The 16,857-nt window shown below is 71.5% G+C and carries 16 protein-coding genes; 12 read left to right on the top strand and 4 right to left on the bottom strand.

Annotated elements, in window-relative coordinates; all coding sequences use genetic code 11:
* Positions 1-2: 2 nt before the first annotated feature.
* Positions 3-869 (top strand): EamA family transporter, encoded by an 867-nt coding sequence (locus GP2_RS01290; RefSeq protein WP_006898638.1) that lies wholly within the window; start codon positions 3-5, stop codon positions 867-869.
* 25 nt (positions 870-894) lie between these two features.
* Here the strand turns inward: GP2_RS01290 and GP2_RS21795 are convergent, their stop codons facing one another.
* The gene (locus GP2_RS21795) at positions 895-1,071 is read right to left on the bottom strand and encodes a hypothetical protein (RefSeq protein ID WP_006898637.1); all 177 of its coding nucleotides are present in this window, start codon (positions 1,069-1,071) and stop codon (positions 895-897) included.
* A gap of 203 nt (positions 1,072-1,274) precedes the next feature.
* On the opposite strand from GP2_RS21795, the gene typA reads away from it, so the two are divergent.
* The 7 genes from typA to cofG all read left to right on the top strand — a co-directional run bounded on the left by typA (position 1,275) and on the right by cofG (position 10,704).
* On the top strand, positions 1,275-3,185 hold the full coding sequence (gene typA / locus GP2_RS01285; protein ID WP_006898636.1) for a translational GTPase TypA: 1,911 nt from the start codon (positions 1,275-1,277) through the stop codon (positions 3,183-3,185).
* Between the two features lie 141 nt (positions 3,186-3,326).
* Positions 3,327-5,210, top strand: coding sequence for an ABC transporter family substrate-binding protein (locus tag GP2_RS01280; protein WP_006898635.1), 1,884 nt, complete (start codon positions 3,327-3,329; stop codon positions 5,208-5,210).
* Complete coding sequence (gene mshB / locus GP2_RS01275; protein ID WP_006898634.1) at positions 5,207-6,103, top strand: N-acetyl-1-D-myo-inositol-2-amino-2-deoxy-alpha-D-glucopyranoside deacetylase; 897 nt, start codon at positions 5,207-5,209, stop codon at positions 6,101-6,103. Before GP2_RS01280 ends, mshB begins: the two co-directional genes overlap by 4 nt.
* Before the next feature lie 14 nt (positions 6,104-6,117).
* Positions 6,118-6,651: a hypothetical protein gene (locus GP2_RS01270; protein ID WP_006898633.1), complete on the top strand. Its 534-nt coding sequence runs from the start codon at positions 6,118-6,120 to the stop codon at positions 6,649-6,651.
* 77 nt (positions 6,652-6,728) lie between these two features.
* Entirely contained in the window at positions 6,729-7,886 is a 1,158-nt protein-coding gene (locus GP2_RS01265; protein ID WP_006898632.1) for a hypothetical protein, read from the top strand.
* Positions 7,883-9,406 (top strand): flavin-containing monooxygenase, encoded by a 1,524-nt coding sequence (locus GP2_RS01260; protein ID WP_006898631.1) that lies wholly within the window; start codon positions 7,883-7,885, stop codon positions 9,404-9,406. The genes GP2_RS01265 and GP2_RS01260 overlap by 4 nt, the downstream gene beginning before the upstream one ends.
* Positions 9,403-10,704 (top strand): 7,8-didemethyl-8-hydroxy-5-deazariboflavin synthase CofG, encoded by a 1,302-nt coding sequence (gene cofG, locus GP2_RS01255; RefSeq protein ID WP_006898630.1) that lies wholly within the window; start codon positions 9,403-9,405, stop codon positions 10,702-10,704. Before GP2_RS01260 ends, cofG begins: the two co-directional genes overlap by 4 nt.
* Before the next feature lie 143 nt (positions 10,705-10,847).
* On the opposite strand, the gene GP2_RS01250 is transcribed toward cofG, so the two are convergent.
* Together GP2_RS01250 and GP2_RS01245 are read right to left on the bottom strand one after the other, a co-directional pair.
* Positions 10,848-11,231, bottom strand: a complete 384-nt coding sequence (locus GP2_RS01250; RefSeq protein WP_040526190.1) for a rhodanese-like domain-containing protein — start codon at positions 11,229-11,231, stop codon at positions 10,848-10,850.
* Positions 11,232-11,260: 29 nt separating this feature from the next.
* The gene (locus GP2_RS01245; RefSeq protein WP_040526172.1) at positions 11,261-11,851 is read right to left on the bottom strand and encodes a cysteine dioxygenase; all 591 of its coding nucleotides are present in this window, start codon (positions 11,849-11,851) and stop codon (positions 11,261-11,263) included.
* Positions 11,852-12,326: 475 nt separating this feature from the next.
* Here GP2_RS01245 and fdxA point away from each other — a divergent pair, with 475 nt between their 5' ends.
* Together fdxA and dapC are read left to right on the top strand one after the other, a co-directional pair.
* Positions 12,327-12,656, top strand: coding sequence for a ferredoxin (fdxA, locus tag GP2_RS01240; protein WP_006898627.1), 330 nt, complete (start codon positions 12,327-12,329; stop codon positions 12,654-12,656).
* Positions 12,657-12,780: 124 nt separating this feature from the next.
* The gene (gene dapC / locus GP2_RS01235; protein ID WP_006898626.1) at positions 12,781-13,923 is read left to right on the top strand and encodes a succinyldiaminopimelate transaminase; all 1,143 of its coding nucleotides are present in this window, start codon (positions 12,781-12,783) and stop codon (positions 13,921-13,923) included.
* A gap of 78 nt (positions 13,924-14,001) precedes the next feature.
* On the opposite strand, the gene dapD is transcribed toward dapC, so the two are convergent.
* A complete protein-coding gene (gene dapD / locus GP2_RS01230; protein WP_083900168.1) occupies positions 14,002-14,967 on the bottom strand; it encodes a 2,3,4,5-tetrahydropyridine-2,6-dicarboxylate N-succinyltransferase in 966 nt (321 codons plus the stop codon).
* Between the two features lie 223 nt (positions 14,968-15,190).
* Between dapD and GP2_RS01225 the strand changes: the two genes are divergently transcribed.
* Both GP2_RS01225 and dapE read left to right on the top strand, forming a co-directional pair.
* A complete protein-coding gene (locus GP2_RS01225; RefSeq protein WP_006898624.1) occupies positions 15,191-15,733 on the top strand; it encodes a DM13 domain-containing protein in 543 nt (180 codons plus the stop codon).
* 25 nt (positions 15,734-15,758) lie between these two features.
* Positions 15,759-16,853, top strand: coding sequence for a succinyl-diaminopimelate desuccinylase (gene dapE, locus GP2_RS01220; protein WP_006898623.1), 1,095 nt, complete (start codon positions 15,759-15,761; stop codon positions 16,851-16,853).
* Positions 16,854-16,857 lie beyond the last annotated feature (4 nt).

The following is a 16,857-nucleotide window of genomic DNA, read 5'->3' as shown; positions in this document are numbered from 1 at the left end:
CGATGACCGGGACCACGCGAGGCGACCTGCTCCTCCCGCCGGGTCTGATGGTCATCGGGGCGACGTCGATGTACCTCGGCGCGGCGGTGGCCGTCGGATTGTTCGACGACCTCGCGCCCGCCGCGGTCGCCTGGCTCCGGATCGCCGGTGCCGCGGTGGTCCTGCTGTTGTGGATTCGGCCCCCGCGCGCCGCGTGGCGTCCCGGCCGCCTCCGGCTGGCCGCGTGCTTCGGCCTGATCACGGCCGGGATGAACATCAGCTTCTACGAGGCGCTCGCGCGGTTGCCGATGGGCACGACGGTGGCGCTGGAGTTCCTGGGCCCGATCGCGGTGGCCGCGCTCGGGTCCCGGCGACCGCGTGACGTCGCGGCGCTGCTGCTCGCCGCCGTGGGCGTGGTCCTCATCGCCGACGTCCGGTGGCAGGGGACCGGCGCCGGGGTGCTGTTCGCGCTGGGGGCCGCCGCCTGCTGGGCCGGCTACATCGTCCTGGGCAAGCGAGTCGCCGCCCGGGACGCCGGCATCGAGGACCTCGCGACCGGGTTCGCCGTCGCGGCGCTCGTCACGTCGCCGCTGGCCTGGTGGGTCGTGCGGGCCGCGGCCGACGGCGTCGCGCCGATGGCGCTCGTCGGACAGGGCCTCGTGCTGGGGGTCGCGTCGACGGCGGTGCCGTATCTGCTCGATCAGGTGGTGTTGCGTCGTGTGGGGCAGGCCAGGTTCGCGATCCTGCTCGCCCTGCTGCCGGTCACGGCCGCGGTCATCGGACTGGTGGTGCTGGCGCAGGTGCCGCGCCCCCTCGAGGCCGTGGGGATCGCGGCGGTCGCGCTCGCGGTGGCGTTGAGGACCGTCGACGACGACATCCCGCCGGGCTGAGAGGCTCTTCCGCGAACACCCCGGGTCAGGCGGCGCGGGCCTTCTTCAGTGCCTTGTCCAGCTCTTTCTTCGACATCTCCGAGGTGTCGAGCTTGCGCATCCGGTGGATCACCACGGGGCAGCGCACACAGCGCTTGGAGCTCTTGCAGCACTTCTTCTTCGGCTTCAGCGAGCACACCTTGGCCGGGTCGACCTTGCCCATGGATCAGAGGTTAGCAGAACCTAACTACAGCGTTTTTCGGCGCTGTGATCGCGGTCTCAGGCCTCTAACCGATAGTCTGTGACGTTGAATCCCTAGGTGTTCTGCGCTCGACGCCGGTCAACGACGACCGTCGGGGAAGCAGACATGCCCGCGAACCGGGCGCCCGGCCGCGATGGCGGTCCCCAACTTACGAAAGAGAATCTGTGAGCACTGCCCCCTCCTTCCGGAACGTCGCGATCGTCGCGCACGTCGACCACGGAAAGACCACCCTCGTCGACGCGATGCTGCGCCAGTCCGGCGTCTTCGGCGAGCGTGCCGAGGTCGTCGACCGCGTGATGGACTCCGGTGACCTCGAACGTGAGAAGGGCATCACCATTCTCGCCAAGAACACCGCGGTGCACCGCCGCCAGCCCGACGGCACCGAGATCGTCATCAACGTCATCGACACCCCCGGCCACGCCGACTTCGGCGGCGAGGTCGAGCGCGGCCTGTCCATGGTCGACGGCGTGGTCCTCCTCGTCGACGCCTCCGAGGGGCCGCTGCCGCAGACCCGCTTCGTGCTGCGCAAGGCCCTCGCCGCCTCCCTGCCGGTGATCGTCGTCGTCAACAAGACCGACCGCCCCGACGCCCGCATCCAGGAGGTCGTCGACGAGACGCAGGACCTGCTGCTGGACCTGGCCTCGGACCTCGACGACGAGGCCGCCCGTGCGGCCGAGCTGGTTCTGGAGCTCCCGGTGCTCTACGCCTCGGGTCGCGCCGGCGTCTGCTCCACCGAGCAGCCCGAGAACGGCCAGATCCCCGACGCGGAGAACCTCGACGCCTTCTTCGACGTCCTGCTCGAGCACGTCCCCGCGCCCAAGGGCGACAAGGACGCACCCCTGCAGGCACACGTCACCAACCTCGACGCCTCGGCGTTCCTGGGCCGCCTGGCGCTCGTCCGCATCCACAACGGCACCCTGCGGAAGGGCCAGCAGGTGTCCTGGTGCCGCGAGGTCGACGGCGAGGCCGTCGTCGAGCGCGCCAAGGTCACCGAGCTGCTGCGCACCGTCGGCGTCGACCGTGAGCCCGCCGAGGAGGCCGTGGCCGGCGACATCGTCGCGGTCGCCGGTATGCCCGACATCATGATCGGCGACACCCTCGCCGACGTGGAGAACCCGCAGCCGCTGCCGCGGATCACCGTCGACGAGCCGGCGATCTCGGTCACGATCGGCACCAACTCGTCGCCGCTGGCCGGCCGCGTCTCCGGGCACAAGCTGACCGCCCGCATGGTCAAGTCCCGTCTGGACTCCGAGCTGATCGGCAACGTGTCGCTGCGCGTGCTCGACATCGGCCGCCCGGACGCCTGGGAGGTCCAGGGCCGCGGCGAGCTGGCGCTGGCCATCCTCGTGGAGCAGATGCGCCGCGAGGGCTTCGAGCTGACCGTGGGCAAGCCGCAGGTCGTCACCAAGAAGGTCGACGGCAAGCTCAAGGAGCCCTTCGAGCACCTGACCGTCGACGTGCCCGAGGAGTACCTCGGCGCGGTCACGCAACTGCTGGCCGCCCGCAAGGGCCGGATGGAGAAGATGTCCAACCACGGCACCGGCTGGGTGCGGATGGAGTTCATCGTTCCCTCGCGCGGCCTGATCGGATTCCGCACCGACTTCCTGACCGAGACCCGCGGCACCGGCATCGCCAACGCCGTCTTCTCCGGTTACGACGACTGGGCCGGCGAGATCCGCGCCCGCCACAGCGGCTCGCTGGTGAGCGACCGCGCCGGCACCGTCACCCCGTACGCGATGATCCAGCTCGCCGACCGCGGCACCTTCTTCGTCAATCCGGGCGACGACACCTACGAGGGCCACGTCGTGGGCATCAATCCGCGTGCGGAGGACCTCGACATCAACGTCACCCGCGAGAAGAAGCTGACCAACATGCGCAGCTCCACCGGCGACGAGCTCGAGCGGCTGGCCAAGCCGATGGAACTCGATCTCGAGGGCGCGATGGAGTTCTGTGCCGCCGACGAGTGTGTCGAGGTCACCCCGGAGGTCATCCGGGTGCGTAAGGTTCACCTCGACTCCTCGACGCGCGCTCGTGAGCGCTCGCGGGCCAAGTCCCGGGACGCCGCGGTCAGCTGACCGCCACACCGGCCTTCCTGCCGTCCACTGCGGGGAGGCCGGGGCGACCGACCGACCGAGAAGCTCTTCCATGGGGGTATCCGAGTGAATCGCGCGAGACCACAGCGGGGTCGCGACGCCTCGAATCGGACCCGACGCCGTGTGCTCGGGTTGCTCTCGTGCGGCGCCGCGCTGCTCGTCGCCCTGACGGCGTGCGCGGCGGATCCGCCGCCGCCGGTGCGCGACACCGGGCCGCCGCCCACCCCGAGCGAGTACCCGGTGGAGAAGACGATCTTCATCGCCACCGACTCGGTGGGGGCGGGGTTCAACCCGCATATCGCCTCCGACCTCAACCCGGTGACCACCGCGGTGGCGGCGATGACGCTGCCGAGCGCATTCGCGCCCGTGCAGACGCCCGCCGGGACCGTCTGGGAGCTGCAGAAGCACTTCGTGACCTCGGCCGAGGTCAGCTCGACCGAGCCGTTCACCGTCACCTACCGCATCCACACCGACGCGCAGTGGTCGGACGGGCTGCCGGTGACCGGCGACGACTTCAGCTACCTGTGGCAGCAGATGTCGCGACAGCCCAACGTCGTCGCGCCCGCCGGCTATCGGCTCATCGACTCGGTGCAGTCGCGTGAGGGCGGCAAGGTCGTCGAGGTGAAGTTCGAGCGGCCCTACCCGGCGTGGCGTGAGCTGTTCACCAACCTGCTGCCGAGTCACGTCTTCAAGGGCGCCCCGGCCGGTTTCCAGACCGGTATGGACACGGGCAAGCCGGTGTCGGCCGGCCCGTACGCCATCGTCGGGATCGACAAGACCCGCGACGAGGTGCGGCTGGCCCGCAACGACCGCTACTGGGTCAGGCCGCCGCGTCTGGACCAGGTCGTGCTCCGCCGGGCCGGCAACAACGCCCAGATGCTCGACTCGGTGCGCTCGGGCGACTCGGCGATCGTCGCGCTCGGCGCGTCCCCGGCGACCCAGGCCGAACTCGCCGCCCTGCCCGGTCTCGAGACCCAGCGCAGCCTCACGTCGCGTTCGCTCGGCGTCACAGTCAACGCCCGTACCGACGCGATGCGGTCCCTGCCGTTGCGTCGCGCGGTCCTCGGGATGATCGACCCGCAGCTGACCCGGTTCGCCGGTGCGGGCGACTGGATCGTCGAACCGTACGCGAACACGGTGTTCGCTCCCTCGGATCCCGGCTACAAGCCCGTGACGAGGCCGCGCCCGAACCCGGAGCAGATCGACGCGATGCTGGCCGAGGCCGGATACCGGCGCGCCGCGCCGGAGTCACCGACCCCGGTGCCGTCGGAAGCATCCGGGTCCGGGTCATCCGAGTCCGGCTCGCCGGCGTCGTCCGAGCAGTCCGGGTCGGCGTCCCCCGGGCAATCGGGTTCGTCGTCGACGCCGGCCCCCGCGCCGGGCGAGGCGCAGGTGCCCGAGCTGCCGGAGGGCATCGCGCCCCTGCAGAAGGACGGCCGGGACCTGATCGTGCGGGTGGGCGCGGTCGCGGGCGACCCGCGTGCCACCTCGGCGGCGGCGAGCATCGTCGACCAGCTGCGCAACGCGGGAGTGCGGTCGCAGGTCGTCACCCTGCCCAACAGCGAGCTCTACGGCTCGGCCCTCACCAAGGGCCGGGTGGACCTCGTCGTCGGCTGGACCGGCCTCGGTGTGCCGCCCGCGGCGTCGCTGGCCTCGCAGGTGGACTGCGATCAGCCGAAGGCGAGTACCGAACCGTCGCCGATCACCCCGCCGACCCCGACCAGTCTCGCGCCGAGCGGCGGAGATGCCGGCGACAGCTATGCCAGCAACATCTCGGGCCTGTGCGACCCGAGGTTGATCGATCTCGCGCGGACCGCGCTGAGCGAGGAGGACCCGATCGAGACCCTCGACGAGGCGGAGCCGCTGCTCGCCGCGCAGGCGATCTACATGCCGCTGTACCAGGACTCGATGGTCGTCGGCGTCACGCCGCTCGTGCGCGACGTCCCGCTGACCGGCCCGATCCAGGAGTCGATCTTCGGCACCGCCGTCGACTGGGAACTGTCGTGACCGACTCCGCCCCCGCCGCGACCGCGGCGCGTCGGCTGCTGCTCGTGCACGCCCATCCCGACGACGAGACGATCCAGACCGGCGGCACCATCGCCCGCTACCTCGCCGAAGGCGCCGACGTCCGCGTCGTCACCTTCACCCTCGGCGAGGAGGGGGAGGTTATCGGCGACGAGTACGCGCAACTCGTCGCCGACGGCGGCGCCGACCAGCTCGGCGGATACCGCATCGCGGAGCTGACCCGTGCGCTCGCCGCGCTCAGCCCCGAGGGCGGCCCCGTGCTGCGGCCGCGCTTCCTCGGCGGCGCGGGCCGGTGGCGGGACTCCGGCATGGCCGGATCGCCCTCGGCGGAGAACCCGCGCGCCCTGGTGCAGGCCCCGTTCGACGAGGTCGTCACGACACTGCTCGACATCCTGCTCGACTTCGGTCCGCAGGTGATCGTCAGCTACGACGAGTCGGGCACCTACGGACACCCCGACCACAAGCTCGTGCACTCGGTCACCGCCGAGGCGGTCGCACGTGCCCGCGGGCTCGGCCGGGGTCCGGCGAAGCTGTACGAGTCGGTGACCGAACACGGCACGTTGGAGTCCGGGCTCGCCGCGGCGTCGGAGGTGCCCGAGGGCTGGCGGATGCCGCACCCCGGCGAGCTGCCGAGTTATCCCGACGACGCGATCACCACCGAGATCGACGTGCGCGGGTACTACGCGAACAAGGTCGCGGCCCTGCGGGCCCACGCCACCCAGGTGACCGTCGCGCCGTCGGGCACCGAATACGCGTTGAGCAACAACATCCTGCAGCCGATCGCCGACCACGAGCACTTCATCCTCACCGACTACGATCCGCGGGAGACTCTCGGCGGGGCCCGGGAGACGGATCTGTTCACCGGGATCGAGTGAGGACGGCCGAGACGATGGCAGCCAAGAAGGGCCGGAGTCGGAAGAAGAACCGGGGTCGCGCGACGCCCGCCTCAATGGCCCCGGCGAACCGGGCCGCCGCCGCGTCGACAACCGCGGCCACCCGGGACCGCGATGCGCGGCCCTCGGTGTCGGAGCGGCTGCCGGCCCTCGACCCGGAACTGCGCAATCGCCTCCTGCTCGCCCTGCTGACGCTCGACGGCCTCGTCGTCGGCCTGCTCGGCGTGGCCTTCACCTACCAGCGGTTCGGCGGCGTCGCGATACCCGTGGCCGCGCTCCTCGCCGGCCTCGCGAACGCGGCGCTGCTGTGGCTGGCCGCGGGCCACACGTCGTCCGGATGGCGGTGGGCTCCGCTGGGCGCGTGGGGTCTCGTCGTCCTCGTGGCCGGCGCCGTGCCGGGGCCGGGCGGCAACGTCGTGCTGTCGACATCGCCGAACTACCTGGTCCAGACACTGCTGCTCCTGGTGCTCGGCGTCGCGCCGGCCGTCGTGCTCAGCCGCACCGGCCGGTTGCCCGACCCCGAGGCCTGAGTTCACGACAGTGAATCGCCTGCGGCACAAGAGACGCGCGACACAAGGCGGTCCGGGTCGGACGTTAGAGTGTGAGCATGGTTCTGCGCGCGTGGGCCGACGACATCACGGCCCCGACCGAGCGCGTCGCGGCCGCCCTGCGGCAACTCCGTGACGACCCGACAGCCCTCGGCCCGGATGCCCTCGACACCGAGGGCTGGGTCGCGCTGCTCGGGGCCTCGGGCAGCGGGCTCGAAGAGCTCTGCGAGCTCGCCGATGCGGTCCGTCGTCGCGTCACCGATCCGGAGGCGCTGACCTTCGTCGTCAACCGCAACCTGGACACCGCGGTCGCGGCGCGGCTGGGTTCGGCCGACACCCGCGGCGCCGATCCGTCGCTCACCGACCTGGTGGCCGAGGCCGTCGAGCTCGGGGCCACCGAGATCTGCATGCAGGGGCCGTTGCCCGCCGACCGTCCGGCGGAGGACTACGTGCGACTCGTCGCGGAGATCACCGGCGCGGCCGAGGGCCTGCACCTGCACGCCTACCGCGCCGCGGAGATCGCCGACGGCGCCCGCCGCTCGGGGGTCGGCGTCGCCGAGCACCTGCAGCGGCTGCGCGACGCCGGTCTCGGCTCGGTTCCGGGCACCGCGGCGCAGATCCTCGACGACGCCGTGCGGGCGTATCTGTCGCCGACGGGTACGGCGATGCCGGTGAGCGAGTGGGTCGAGGTCATCGAGACCGCCCATCGGACCGGCCTGTTCTCCACGGCCACCATCGTCTACGGCCACGTGGAGTCCCCGGAGCAGCAGGTCGCCCACCTGCGCACGCTCCTCGGCATCCAGGCCCGCACCGGTGGCTTCAGCGAGCTGATCCTGATGCCGATGGTCGACACGAACACCCCGCCGCACCTTCGCGATGCCGCGACCGCCACCGCCTCGCAGCGGGAGACCCGCGCGCTGCACGCGGTGGCCCGCCTCATGTCGGCCGGACTCATCGACCATCTGCAGGTCGCGTGGACCAAGCTCGACGCCGAGACCGTCGAGAAGGTGCTCCGCGGCGGCGTCGACGACATCGGGGGAGTGCTGCTCGACGGTCGCCTGATGCCCGAGGCCGGGCCCGAGGCGGGGCGCGTGCTCGATGTCGAGACCATCGCCGACACCGCCCACCGGATCGGTCGCGTCCCGCGCCAGCGCACCACCCGCTACGGCGCTCCCGACCCCGCCCGTCTCCTCCCGATCCCGCAGGTGCATCCGTGACGGTGACCTCGCAGGGAGCAGCCCGGGACCGCGCGTCGGCGGTCGAGGTCGACGTGGCGATCGTCGGCGCCGGTTTCGCCGGCCTGGGCATGGCCACGCAGCTGGCCCGGCGCGGCCGCGAGTCCTTCGTCGTCCTCGAGCGCGCCGACGCAGTGGGCGGCACGTGGCGCGACAACGTCTACCCCGGCATCGCCTGCGACATCCCCGCGCACCTGTACTCGTTCTCCTTCCGGCCACCGGCCGACTGGGCGTCGCGGTACCCGAGCGGAGCCGAGATCCGCGACTACCTCGAGCAGACCGTCGCCGACGAGGGCTTCGCGGATCGCATCTGGCTGAGAACCGAACTGCGGCAAGCGCATTGGGACGACGCCGAGGCCCGCTGGGTGATCGCCGCGGGTGGCGCCGACGGTTCCGAGCGCACCGTCCTCGCCCGCAACCTCGTGCTGGCGGTGGGCCGGCTGTCCGAGCCGAAGATCCCCCGGATCGACGGACTCGACGGATTCCCCGGGCAGGTCGTACACACCGCGGCCTGGCACGACGCCGTGGCGGTCGACGGCGCGCGGATCGGTGTCGTCGGCACCGGCGCGTCGGCGGTGCAGGTCATCCCGCACCTCGCCGAGACGGCCGAAGAACTCGTCGTCTTCTGCCGGACGCCACCGTATGTGGTGCCCAGGGAGGACCGTCGGTACACCGAGCAGGAGCGGGCGGCGCTGCGCGATCCCGAGGTCGCGGCCGAGGTCCGGGATCGCCTCCTCACCGAGGCCGACGCCGCCTTCCGCCAGCGTCTCGGCCTGCACCCGGACATCGACGAGATCCGGGCACGCGCGCGCGACCACCTGCTGGCCCAGGTCGCCGACCCGGTGCTGCGCGAACAGCTCACCCCCGACTACGAGATCGGTTGCAAGCGAATCCTTCTCAGCGACGACTTCTATCCGGCGCTGCAGCGTCCCAACGTGGTCTTCGAGCCGAGCGCGCTGGAGTCGGTGATCGAGTCCAAGGCCACCGCCCGCAGCGGCCGCACCTACGACCTCGACGTGCTCGTCATGGCGACGGGATTCGAGGCGGCGCGCCCGCCGGCGGCCGTGCGGGTCGCCGGGCGGGGCGGACGCCGACTGTCCGAGCACTGGTCGTCGGGGATGACCTCCTACGCCTCGACCGTGGTGAGCGGCTTTCCCAACATGTTCGTCCTCGACGGGCCGAACGCCGCGCTCGGCCACAACTCCGCCATCTACATGATCGAGACGCAGCTCGACTACGTGCTCGGCGCGCTCGACTACACCGCCGAGCGCGGTGTCCGGGTGCTCGAGGTCTCGGCCGAGGCCGAGGAAGCCTACACCCGCGAGATCGACGAGCGCAGTGCCTCCACCGTGTGGTTGACCGGTTGCGACAGTTGGTATGTCGATCCGGAGAGCCGTCGTCTCACCCTGCTGTGGCCGGGGACCGCGGCGTCGTTCCGAGAGCGCAACGGCACCTTCGATCCCGCGCCCTTCCTGACCGAACCCGACAAGGTCCGCCGATGACCGACCTGAGCATCCCGACCGTGAGAAACGCCTCGCCGCACGAGGATCCGCGACCGGACCCGAGTGCCGTCGCCGCCGCACTCGCGGCGGCCGAGAACCGGGAGCCCATCGACGTCGACCAGGCCGTCGCGCTGCTGCATTGTGCGGGCGACGATCTCACCCGGCTGCAGTCGGTCGCCGGCGCGATCCGCGACGAAGGGCTCGCCGCGATCGGCCGGCCGCGCCAGGTGACGTATTCGCGCAAGGTGTTCATCCCGCTGACGCGCCTGTGCCGGGACCGGTGCCACTACTGCACCTTCGTCACCGTGCCGGGCAAGCTCGCGCGCGCCGGAGAGGGGCTCTACCTCGAACTCGACGAGGTCGTGGATCTCGCACGGCGTGGAGCCGAACTCGGCTGCAAGGAGGCGTTGTTCACCCTCGGCGACCGCCCCGAGGACCGCTGGCCGCAGGCCCGGGAATGGCTGACCGAGCGCGGATACTCCTCGACGCTGGACTACGTGCGCGCCGCCGCGGTGGCCGTCCTGAACGAGACCGGCCTGCTGCCGCACCTGAATCCCGGCGTGATGAGCCTCGAGGAGCTGCGGCGGCTGCGGCCGGTGGCCCCGTCGATGGGCATGATGCTCGAGACCACCTCGCGTCGGCTGTTCACCGAGAAGGGGCAGCCGCACTACGGCAGCCCGGACAAGGACCCGCTGGTGAGGATGCAGGTCCTGCGCGACGCGGGAGCGGCCCGGGTGCCGTTCACCACCGGGATTCTCGTCGGCATCGGGGAATCCATGCGGGAGCGCGCCGAGTCGTTCTTCGCGATCGCCGACGCGCACGCCGGATCCGGACACATCCAAGAGGTCATCGTCCAGAACTTCCGGGCCAAGCCCGACACCGCGATGCGCTCCACGCCGGACGCGGAGATGACCGAGTTCCTCGCCGCGGTCGCCGTCGCGCGTATCGTCCTCGGACCCCACATGCGGGTGCAGGCGCCGCCGAACCTGGTGTCGCCGGCCGAATGCGCCGCGCTGATCGCCTCGGGCATCGACGACTGGGGCGGGGTCTCGCCGCTGACCCCGGACCACGTCAACCCGGAGCGTCCGTGGCCCAACCTCGACGCCCTCGCCGCACGCACCGCGGAGTCGGATTTCGTCCTGACCGAACGGATCACGGCACAGCCGTCGTACGTGCTCGCCGCGTCGGAGTGGATCGACCCGGCGCTCGCCGACCACGTGGGCGCGCTCTCGGACCCCGAGACCGGTCTCGCCCTCGACACCCGGCCGGTCCCGCTGCCGTGGCCCGCGGTCGCCTGAGGCTCCACGGGGTCGCGGGCTGACCGCACGAACACCGGCGACCGCGAATCTGCGGCTGCGCGCGATCCTGATGCGCCGCGATCGAGCTCGGCTCGACGGCGGCTCGACCGGCTCGGCGGCGGCTCAACCGGCTCGGCGGCGCCTCAACCGAGCAGCGGCGCGAGCGCCTCGTACCCGCCGATCACGTCGGTCGCGCGGTGGAGTCCGAGATCCTGCAGCGCCGCCGCGGCCAGGCTCGACGTGTAGCCCTGCTGGCAGAGGATGATCCACCGGACGTCATGGTCGGCGGCCTCGGGGATGCGGGCGTCGGAGGACGGGTCGCAGCGCCATTCCAGGACGTTGCGCTCGATGATCAACGCCTGCCCGATCTCACCCTCCTGCGCGCGCTGGGCGGCGGGCCTGATGTCGACGAGGACCGCCCCGTTCGCGAGTTCGCCGGGGACATCTGCCGCCTCGAGCCGGTCGAGGCGTGCGCGGGCCTCGGCGAGTACGTCGTCGATGGTGCGGGGAGCGGGTCTGTTGCTCATCAGGGTTCGGCGCTCGCTCGGGTCCGGGCTCATTCGGGTTCGTCGGTGAGCGCGGTGCGGGTCCGCCGCAGGTGGCTGCCCTCGGCCACCTCGTAGTACGACATCGCCGTCAGCGGCGGCGAGTAGGCGTGCACGCTCAGCGTCGGGCCGGTCACGGTGATCGAGGGGTTCTGCACGACGTCGTGCACCCAGCCGAGCGGGAAGGCGGCTTGGTCGCCGGCGTCGAGAACCCGGACGTCGAGCTTCTCGCCGGTCCAGTGGTATTCCCGCAACGATCCGGACAGCACGGTCAGTGCGCCGAGCGAACCGGCGTGGTCGTGCAGTTCCGTGGCCTCGCCGGGCGTCCAGCTGATCAGCCAGACATCGACGTCGTCGTCGGCGTGGATCCGCGTCGACCAGCGCTGGACCGGGTCCCACTCCGCGGGGAGCAGATGGTCGTGCCGCCCGTCGAGGACGTCGGCGACGCCCTGGTCGGTGATCCGCAGCAGGTCGGCCGGGCGAAGCCGGGTGGGCAGATGGGTCCGTGACCGCGGGGTCTCGGCGACGAACCGCCGCCGGGTCGTCGGGTTCGGCTGTGAACGAAGTGTGGCCGCGCTCGGGCGCGAGAGGGTGGAGGTCATGGCGAATCCTCGGGGGAGTGGATGTGGGTCGGGAGATCTGCGCATCAGCGACAACACATACACATCGCCCGCGAGGCCGGCTCGAGCCCGCGCACGACCCACAGGCCGGTACGGGGACGGTCCACGGCGACCGGCTTCGACACGACGATCATGGGCGCCATGATGCCTGTTCGTCCGGCGCAGGTCGAGAGTTGTCGGCACGCTGAGCGAAACCCCCGATCCGTGGTGCGCCGGTCCGCGGAAGACCCCCTGGCACCGTGTTCCGCCCCCGCGGGAGCCGTGTGATCCCGGCCACTGAAGCGCCCGCATGTGGCCGGGAGGCGGGGGCCGATTTCGCGGCGGGTGCACGCTCGGCGGATACTGTGGGTTGCGGTCCGATCAGCCCCGGGCCGAACCGGCGCCGACGCCGGAGAGTGTTCGACGCCGGAGCGCTCAACCCGTCGCGCCGGCAACGATCTTCCTAGCGAAGGAGTGAGTGGTGACCTACATCATCGCGGAGCCTTGCGTCGACGTCATGGACAAGGCTTGCGTGGAGGAATGCCCCGTCGACTGCATCTACGAGGGTGGGCGCATGCTCTACATCCAGCCGGATGAGTGCGTGGACTGCGGTGCGTGCGAGCCGGTGTGCCCGGTCGAGGCCATCTTCTACGAGGACGACGTCCCGGATGAGTGGGAGCCCTACGTCAGCGCCAACGCGGACTTCTTCGACGACCTCGGTTCGCCGGGCGGCGCGAGCAAGGTCGGCAAGACCGACGCCGATCCGGCGTTCATCAAGGGTCTGCCGCCCATGAACGAAGACGACTGACAGTACGAAGACGACGGACAGCACGAGACGACTGACAGTACGAGACGACTGACGGTGGGAGAGCCGACGCCGCCGGAACACCCGGCCGCGTCGGCATCGACCGGACGGATAGGACTGGCCTGACGTGAGCACACCCGCCTCCCGTGCAGCGGCACCGCTTCGGGTGTCGGCGACCCGCGTGAGCGGTCGGCTGCCCGACTTCCCGTGGGACACCCTCGCCGGCGCGAAGGCCACGGCCGCGGCCCATCCGGACGGCATCGTCGACCTCTCGGTCGGCACACCCGTCGACCCGGTGCCGCAGCTGATCCGCGACGCACTCGCCGACGCGTCGGGGTTCCCGGGATATCCGACCACGATCGGCACCACCGAACTGCGCGAGGCCGCCGCCGAGTCGCTGACCCGGCGCCACGGCGTCACCAACCTCGACGCGTCGGGCATCCTGCCGGTCATCGGCACCAAGGAGGCGATCGCCGGCCTGGCCTCGACCTTCGGCCTCGGTCCGGGCGACGACGTCGTCATTCCCGAGGTCGCCTACCCGACCTACGAGGTGAGCGCCCTGCTGGCCGGTGCCCGGCCGGTCCGGGCGGATTCGACGGTCGCCCTCGGTCCGATGACGCCGGCGCTCATGTTCGTGAACTCGCCGTCGAACCCCACCGGCAAGGTGCTGCCCGTCGACCACCTGCGCAAGGTCGTCGCGTGGGCGCGCGAGCGGGGGACCGTCGTGGTCTCCGACGAGTGCTACCTGGGGCTGAACTGGGAGGGCGAGCCGGTCTCGATCCTCGACCCGCGGGTGTGCGACGGCGACCACACCGGACTCATCGCGGTGCACTCGCTGTCGAAGATCTCCAACCTCGCCTCGTACCGGGCGGGCTTCTTGGCCGGCGACACCGAGCTGATCGCCGAACTGCTCGCGGTGCGCAAGCACGCCGGTCTGATGCTGCCGTTCCCGATCCAGGGCGCGATGACCGCCGCCCTCCGCGACGACGCGCACGTCGACGAACAGCGCGAGCGGTACGCGGCCCGGCGCGCGACGTTGCTCGCCGCGGTCGAGGCCGCCGGCTTCCGCGTCGACCACTCCGAGGCCGGCCTGTACCTGTGGGCGACCCGCGACGAACCGTGCCGGGACACCGTCGCCTGGCTGGCAGAGCGCGGAATCCTCTGCGCGCCCGGCGATTTCTACGGCCCGGCGGGGGAGAGGCACGTCCGCATGGCGCTCACCGCGACCGATGAGCGCATCGCCGCGGCCGCCGCGCGACTCACCGCCTGAACACTAACCCTCCACCCGCGAAGAAACCCACGACCCCGGGGGTCGTGGGTTTCTTCGCGTCAGGCGAGGTCGACGACCTCAGTCGTTCTTGTGCAGCGCCTCGTTGAGCGCGATGCCGTCGCCCTTCCACGGCACGACCTCGACCGCGCCGGTGAGGCTGTTGCGGCGGAACAGCAGGTTCGACTGACCCGCGAGCTCGCGCGCCTTGACCTGGGTGCCGTCCGGGCCGGTGACCTTGGTGCCGGCGGTCACGTAGAGGCCGGCCTCGATCACGCAGTCGTCGCCGAGCGGAATGCCGCAGCCGGAGTTCGCACCGAGCAGGCAGCGCTTGCCGAGCGAGATGATCTCCTTGCCGCCACCGGACAGGGTGCCCATCGTCGACGCGCCGCCGCCGATGTCGGAGCCGTCGCCGACCACGACGCCGGCCGAGATGCGACCCTCGACCATCGACGAGCCGAGGGTGCCGGCGTTGAAGTTCACGAAGCCCTCGTGCATGACGGTGGTGCCGGAGGCGAGGTGCGCGCCGAGCCGGATGCGGTCGGCGTCGCCGATGCGGACGCCGCCGGGGACCACGTAGTCGACCATGCGCGGGAACTTGTCGATCGAGTACACGGTGACCGGGCCGCGTGCGCGCAGCTTGGCGCGCACGGTCTCGAAGTCCTCGATCTGGCAGGGGCCGTGGTTGGTCCACACGACGTTCGTCAGCAACCCGAAGATGCCCTCGAGGTTGGCGCCGTGCGGCTTGATCAGCCGGTGGGAGAGCAGGTGCAGCCGGAGGTAGACGTCATAGGCGTCGACCGGGGCGGCCGACAGGTCGGCGATGCCGGTGTGGACGGCCACCGTCTTCACGCCGCGGGCCTCGTCGGTGCCGACGAGTTCGCGCAGCTCGGCCGGGGTGTTCTCGGCGTCGAGGACGACGGTCTCGGCGGTCTCGACGCCGTCGAGCTCGGGCTTGGGGAACCAGACGTCGAGCACGACCCCGGGGTTCGCGCCCCCGTCGGTCACGGTTGCGATGCCTGTTGCGTGTGCGCCAGTAGTTGTCACGAGACGTCAGTCTAGGTGATCGACCGGCTGCCGCCCGCCCGGCCTCCACTCGCCCGCGGACGGTCGACGCCGCGCCGGGACGGGTCATCCGAACGGCACAAAGACCTGGTGGCACGGGGTGCCGACTCGTAACGTCGCTGCCATGACCGGTCCTGTCCCACCGCCCTCGGCGCCACCCGGACCGACCCCGCCCCGGCCCGTCCGGCGGCGCCGGTGGCCCTGGGTGCTCGGCGGCGCGGGGGTCGTGGTCGCCGTCGGCCTGGCGGCCGCCGCGGTGCTCTTCCAGCCCTGGCTGGTCTTCGTCGACACCGAGATCGACGACGAGATCCCCGTCGCGGCCACACCGACGACGCCGGGGGACCACACGCCGGATGGCGGCCAGGCGCCGCCGGCGGGCCCGGTGGTCCTCGCGCAGGGGCGCCTCATCGGTCACGAGCACTCCACCTCGGGCGCGGTGTCGGTCATCGAGAAGCCCGACGGGTCGAGGATTCTCGCGATCGAGGACCTCGACACCACCACCGGCCCCGACGTCCATGTCTGGCTGTCGCAGGCCGAGGTGGTGGAGGGCTTGTCCGGATGGCGCACCGCGGCCGGGCCGCCTCACGTCGACCTCGGGATGATCAAGGGCAACAAGGGCGACCAGGTCTACGAGATCCCCGCCTGGGTCGACCTCGACGCCTACCCGTCGGTGTTCCTGTGGTGCGTGCGGTTCAGCGTGTCCTTCGGCGCGGCCGAGCTGACCCCGACCTCCGGGGCCTCCGGGTGAGACGCCGGGGGATACCGTTGACCACGTGAGCACACTCGACCTCGCCGCCGATCCCGTCGAACTGACCGCCGCCCTCGTCGACATCGAGAGCGAATCGCGCAACGAGTCCGCGATCGCCGACGCGGTCGAGGCCGCCCTGCGGGAGCAGACGACGGGATTCGAGGTCCTGCGCCACGGCAACCGCGTGCTCGCCCGGACGAACCTCGGTCGTGCCCAGCGGGTCATCCTCGCCGGTCACCTCGACACCGTTCCGGTGGCCGGCAACCTGCCCTCGCGCCGCGAGAACCACCCCACCGAGGGCGACATCCTCCACGGCTGCGGCACCGTCGACATGAAGTCCGGTGACGCGGTCTTCCTCCATCTCGCGGCGACCATCGCCGAACCCGCACACGACCTGACCCTGATCTTCTACGACTGCGAGGAGATCGCCGCCGAGTTCAACGGCCTCAACGACGTCGAGCGGGAGTTGCCGGAGTGGCTCGCCGGCGACGTCGCGATCCTGGGCGAGCCGACCGGCGGGCTCATCGAGGCCGGATGCCAGGGGACCCTGCGGGTGCGGCTGTCGACCTCCGGCACCCGTGCTCATTCGGCGCGTTCGTGGATGGGCGACAACGCGATCCACAAGCTCGGCGGGGTGCTCACCACCCTCGCCGCCTACGAGCCGCGCCGCGTCGACATCGACGGCTGCGAGTACCGCGAGGGGCTCTCGGCGGTCGCGGTCGCCGGCGGCGTGGCAGGCAACGTCATCCCCGACGCCGCGCACGTCGACGTCAACTTCCGCTTCGCACCCGATCGCTCGGTGGAGCAGGCCCTCGACCACGTGCGGGAGGTCTTCGCGGCCGACCTCGCCGACGGCACGGTCACGCTCGAGGTGACCGACGCCGCGGCCGGGGCCCTGCCCGGACTCGACCGTCCCGCGGCGGCCGCGCTCGTCGAGGCGGCGCAGGGGCGCTTCCGCGCGAAGTACGGCTGGACCGACGTCTCGCGGTTCTCCGCGCTCGGCATCCCGGCGGTCAATCTCGGCCCGGGCGACCCGAACCTCGCCCATCGCCGCGACGAGCGCGTTCCGGTGGCGCAGATCCGCGAGGTCACCGAGCTGCTGCGCGCCTACCTGTCCTGAGCTG

The sequence above is a fragment of the Gordonia paraffinivorans NBRC 108238 genome (assembly GCF_000344155.1).
In the GTDB taxonomy this organism is placed as follows: Bacteria; Actinomycetota; Actinomycetes; order Mycobacteriales; family Mycobacteriaceae; genus Gordonia; species Gordonia paraffinivorans.
The sequence above is the reverse complement of the archived record's forward strand: the minus strand, read 5'-3'. Positions and strand labels throughout refer to the sequence as shown.